6 protein-coding genes are annotated in these 4646 nt (G+C 67.0%); all 6 read left to right on the top strand.

Features of this window, described 5'->3' with window-relative positions:
- A partial coding sequence (locus ELR45_RS30425; protein ID WP_205857572.1) for a helix-turn-helix transcriptional regulator occupies positions 1-732 on the top strand: 732 nt, incomplete at its 5' end.
- A complete protein-coding gene (locus ELR45_RS30420) occupies positions 729-1730 on the top strand; it encodes a helix-turn-helix transcriptional regulator (RefSeq protein ID WP_129669637.1) in 1002 nt (333 codons plus the stop codon). The genes ELR45_RS30425 and ELR45_RS30420, both read left to right, overlap by 4 nt.
- 12 nt (positions 1731-1742) lie before the next feature.
- Positions 1743-1928, top strand: coding sequence for a hypothetical protein (locus ELR45_RS30415; protein ID WP_129669636.1), 186 nt, complete (start codon positions 1743-1745; stop codon positions 1926-1928).
- A gap of 101 nt (positions 1929-2029) precedes the next feature.
- Positions 2030-2347, top strand: coding sequence for a Sec-independent protein translocase subunit TatA (tatA, locus tag ELR45_RS30410; RefSeq protein ID WP_129669635.1), 318 nt, complete (start codon positions 2030-2032; stop codon positions 2345-2347).
- Between the two features lie 18 nt (positions 2348-2365).
- Entirely contained in the window at positions 2366-3238 is an 873-nt protein-coding gene (gene tatC / locus ELR45_RS30405; protein WP_129669634.1) for a twin-arginine translocase subunit TatC, read from the top strand.
- Between the two features lie 105 nt (positions 3239-3343).
- Positions 3344-4646: DEAD/DEAH box helicase (locus ELR45_RS41735; protein ID WP_240760252.1), on the top strand; the 1303-nt coding region annotated here is incomplete at its 3' end.

Genomic DNA, 4646 nt, shown 5'->3' with positions numbered 1-4646 from the left:
CAAGAGTTCGAGCTGCCCGAGATCCGCCTCGAACCCGACGAGGCGGCCGTCGTCGGACTGGCCGCCAGAGTGTGGCAGCACTCCGGCCTCGCGGCCGCGACCAGTAACGCCGTGCTGAAGCTGCAGGCGGTAGGGGTGGACGCGGATCGAAGGGCGTTGGGCGCGGTGGAGCCGAGAGTGGGCGGCGAAGAACCCGCCTTCTGGCCCCTGTGGGAGGCGGTGCGGGACCGGCAGCCGGTTCGGTTCCCTCACCGCAAGGCTTCCAGCTCGACGCCGATGCTCCGGCATGTGCAGCCATGGAGCGTGCTCTCCTGGCACGGACGTTGGTATGTGCTCGGCTACGACACGGACCGCACGGACGCTCGGATGTTCCGCCTTTCGCGGATCGTGGGAGACGTCGAAGCGGACGGCAAACCAGGCAGCTATGACGTCCCTCCGCCCGAGGAGGTGCGTGCGGCGGCGGCGACGTTGGGTCCGTCGGAGCCACGCGACCTTCCGACGGCGAAGGTCAGGGTCCGCGAGGGGAGCGGGCACATCCTGCGGAGCCAGGCGGTCGACGTGCGCCCCGACGAGGAGCCGGGATGGGAGATCGCCACCGTTCGGTACTCCTCGATGACGCGGCTGGCCGAGGAGATCGCCACGCATGGCGTGGACGCCGTCGCACTGGAGCCGGAGGACCTGCGCAAACAGGTAGTCGGCTGGTTGAGCGACGTGGCAGGGGTGGCACCATGAACACGCGCTCCGGCAAGCAGCGACCGGACAGCGCGCCGGCGCAGGTGGCCCGGCTGCTGTCGATGCTGCCGTATCTGCGCTCGCACCCCCAGGCGCGGGTCGCCGAAGTGGCCGAGCTGTTCGGTGTCAGCGAACGCCAGGTCATCCGGGACCTGCGCGTGCTGTGGTTCTCCGGTCTGCCTGGCCTGTCGATGGGCGACTACATCGAAGTCGACATGGAGGGCGTCGAGGGCGAGGGCGTCATCAGCGTCTCCAACGCGGACTACCTGGCACGGCCACTTCGGCTGCGCACGGACGAGGCGGTGGCACTGCTGGTGGCGCTGCGGACGCTGGCGGAGGTGCCGGGCCCGTTCGAGCGGGACGCGATCGGACGGGCGATCACCAAACTCGAACAGGCGGCCGGCGAGGTCGCGGAGCGGGCCGGCGCCGTACAGGTGCAGGTCGACGGCGACGCGGTGGCGGATGTCGCGAGCACCGTCCGGTCCGCGCTCGACGACGGGCGCAGGCTCCACCTGTCGTACTGGGTGCCGGCGCGGGATGAGACGACGGAGCGTGACGTCGATCCGATGCGCCTGGTCGTGGTGGACGGCCGGCTCTACCTCGAGGGCTGGTGCCGCCGGGCCGAGGAGGTCCGGCTGTTCCGGCTGGACCGTGTCGCAGGCATCAAGGCGCTCGGTCTTCCCGCCGAGGTGCCGGACGGAGCCCGTCCGCGAGACCTCTCCGCAGGCCTTTTCCAGCCCTCGCCGGATGACGAGTTGGTGACGATTCGACTAACCCGCGCCGGTCGGTGGGTAGCCGACTATTATCCGTGCGAAAGCGCGGAGGAGCGCGGCACGGACGGCGGTCTGGATGTCCGGCTCCGGGTGCGAGATCGGCGCTGGGTGCGTAGGCTGGCGCTTCGGCTGGGAGCCAGTGGACGGGTGGTCGACCCTCCTGACCTGGCAGAAGAGATCGCAAGCGACGCCAGGGCGGCGTTGAGCGCGTATGGGGTGAGGTAGGCTCGGGATCCTATGTCGACGTTGGCGATCTGGTTGTTCCTTGCGGTGGCGTTGCTCTTCGTCTTGGCTGTCGCGGGCGTGATCATGGCCGCTCGCGGCACCTGGCGCAAGGGCAAGGTGCTCTCCCGCGAGATGGACGGTCTTTCCCAGGACTTGGAACAGACCATAGGATCAGGGGAGTGGCAGCACGAGCGGTAAGCTGTGCGCGTCTGGCGTTCCGGGCAGAATCGCGCCGCAATGGAACAAAGGGCACCTTGGCGTAACATCGGTAGTACAGACGGCGAGGAGTTGGGGTTTCGATGTTTGGTATGCAAGGGTGGCAACTGGTCATCGTCGCGGCGATTATCGTGCTCCTGTTCGGCGCCAAGAGGCTGCCGCAGATGGCCCGTGGCCTGGGACAGTCGCTGAAGATCTTCAAGGCTGAGACCAAGGGCCTGATCGATGACGACTCGAAGGATGACTCCGTAGCGGATGACTCCGTGGCATCCGATGGATCCACGAGCGGTTCGTCGGCCAAGAAGGAGTCACCCCAGGACGAGGTTCCCGCAGCCGTCGAGCCGACCAAGGTCGAGACCTCGACCGAGCGGACCAATGAGTCGTCCGCCCGTGATGCCTAAGAACCTTAAGAAGTAGGCATGGCGACCATCACCGGCCGTCGCGGAGGGGGATCCGGTCCCGATCGCGACCCTGAAGGCCGGATGACTCTCACTGAGCACCTGCGAGAGCTTCGCTCGCGGTTGTTCAAGTCCGCTCTGGGCGTACTGCTCTTCGGCATTGTCGGATTCATCTTCCATGAACAGATCATGGAGTTCCTGCTGGAGCCGATGATCGACGCGGCCGAGCGCACGGGCGCCGACGCCAGAGCGACGTACCAGCAGGCAACCGACCCTCTGCTGGTCCCGATGACGATCGCCTTGTGGACCGGCCTGATCCTGGCCGCGCCGGTCTGGATCTACCAGGTCTGGGGTTTCATCACCCCCGCTCTCTACGCGAACGAGAAGAAGTGGGCGCTCGCCGTCATCGGCGCGGCAGTGCCGATGTTCGGCGCCGGTGTGTACCTGGCGCTGTGGGTGATGCCGAAGGCCTGGGAGTTCCTGCTGAACTTCACCCCGGATGACGTCAGCAACTACATCCAGTTCAGGGATTATCTGAGCTTCGTCATCCGGCTGACCTTTGTCTTCGGTATCGGATTCCTGCTACCGATCTTCGTCGTGCTGCTCAACGCGGTCGGGATCCTGCGGCATGAGAGTCTGTCGTCCGCGAGGCGATGGGTGATCGTCGGCATCTTCGTCTTCGCCGCGGTGACGACGCCCACCGGGGATCCGCTGACCCTGATGCTGCTGGCCGGTCCGATGTGGCTGATGTTCGAGGCCGCGGTGCTGATCTGCCGGATCTGGGACCGTCGACGGGACCGGAATCCGCTGACGAACCTCGACGCCGATCAGGCGACGCCCGACGACGAGCTGGACAAGCTCGGCCGTATCGACGACGACGACAACGACCGCTGACCACCCCGGTACGCACGTTCCTTCTGTTCGGGTCAGGGCATCCTCTGTTGTCGGTAGGGCAGGTGTGTCTGCGACGAGCCGGACGTGACCGGTAGCCTGGGCGGTATGACTTCGCCCGCGGAGCGGTACGCGGCGCACAAGCGTCGATTGGCCTACCGCGAGTCTTCCCTCGGCCGCTTCCGCTCCAACTACCAGTTCGACCTCGACGAGTTCCAGGAACGTGCCTGTCAGGGCCTGGAGAGCGGCCGCGGCGTGCTGGTCGCGGCGCCCACCGGGTCGGGCAAGACCGTCGTGGGAGAGTTCGCCGTTCACCTGGCGCTCGAAGAGGGACGTAAGTGCTTCTACACGACGCCGATCAAGGCCTTGTCGAACCAGAAGTTCCACGACCTGGTCGAACGGCACGGTGCAGCTTCGGTCGGGTTGCTGACCGGGGACAACACCGTCAACGGTGAGGCGCCGATCGTCGTGATGACGACCGAGGTGCTGCGCAACATGCTCTATGCCGGCTCGCCGACGCTGGCCGGGCTTGGATACGCGGTCATGGACGAGGTGCATTACCTCGCCGATCAGTTCCGCGGCGCGGTATGGGAAGAGGTGATCATCAACCTCCCGGAGTCGGTGAGCGTGGTGGCCCTGTCGGCAACGGTCTCCAATGCCGAGGAGTTCGGCGAATGGCTGACCACCGTGCGTGGTGACACGGACGTCGTCGTGGAGGAGCGTCGCCCGGTGCCGCTGTGGCAACACGCCATGGTGGGACCGCGCATCATGGACCTGTTCGCCCAGACGGGCGAGGGCGACGAAGGCAAGCGCGCGGTCAACCCACAGCTGTTGCGGTACACACGGGACGAGCAGTTCGGACGCCCCGGTAATCGAAAGAGGGGCGGAAACGGGCGCCGGCCCCGGTCCGCGGGCTCGGCGTACACACCGACCAGAGTCGAGGTGCTGGACCGCCTCGAGCGCAGTGCACTGCTTCCGGCGATCATCTTCGTCTTCAGCCGGGCCGGGTGCGACGCCGCGGTTCAGCAGTGCCTCGGCGCGGGCGTCCGGCTGACCGACACCGACGAGCGTCAGGAGATCCGGGCGGTCGTCGAGCGGCGCTGCGCGGAGATACCCGACGAGGACCTGCGCGTTCTCGGCTACGACGGCTGGATGGACGGCCTCGAGCGGGGCATCGCCGCACACCACGCCGGCATGTTGCCCACGTTCAAGGAGACCGTGGAGGAGCTGTTCGTCCGGGGCCTGCTGCGGGCGGTCTTCGCTACCGAGACGCTGGCGCTGGGCATCAACATGCCGGCCCGGTGCGTGGTGCTCGAACGCCTGGTCAAATGGAACGGCGAGACCCACGCGGAGATCACTCCAGGTGAGTACACGCAGCTGACCGGGCGGGCCGGGCGTCGTGGGATCGACG

Origin of the sequence: Phytoactinopolyspora endophytica (genome assembly GCF_004138495.1) — a bacterium.
In the GTDB taxonomy this organism is placed as follows: Bacteria; Actinomycetota; Actinomycetes; order Jiangellales; family Jiangellaceae; genus Phytoactinopolyspora; species Phytoactinopolyspora endophytica.
The sequence above is the reverse complement of the archived record's forward strand: the minus strand, read 5'-3'. Positions and strand labels throughout refer to the sequence as shown.

Bases quoted from the DNA above. Each gene is read 5' to 3' on its own strand.
- ELR45_RS30420 (WP_129669637.1), top strand. From the start codon at position 729: ATGAACACGCGCTCCGGCAAGCAGCGACCGGACAGCGCGCCGGCGCAG.
- ELR45_RS30415 (WP_129669636.1), top strand. From the start codon at position 1,743: ATGTCGACGTTGGCGATCTGGTTGTTCCTTGCGGTGGCGTTGCTCTTC.
- tatA (WP_129669635.1), top strand. From the start codon at position 2,030: ATGTTTGGTATGCAAGGGTGGCAACTGGTCATCGTCGCGGCGATTATC.
- tatC (WP_129669634.1), top strand. From the start codon at position 2,366: ATGGCGACCATCACCGGCCGTCGCGGAGGGGGATCCGGTCCCGATCGC.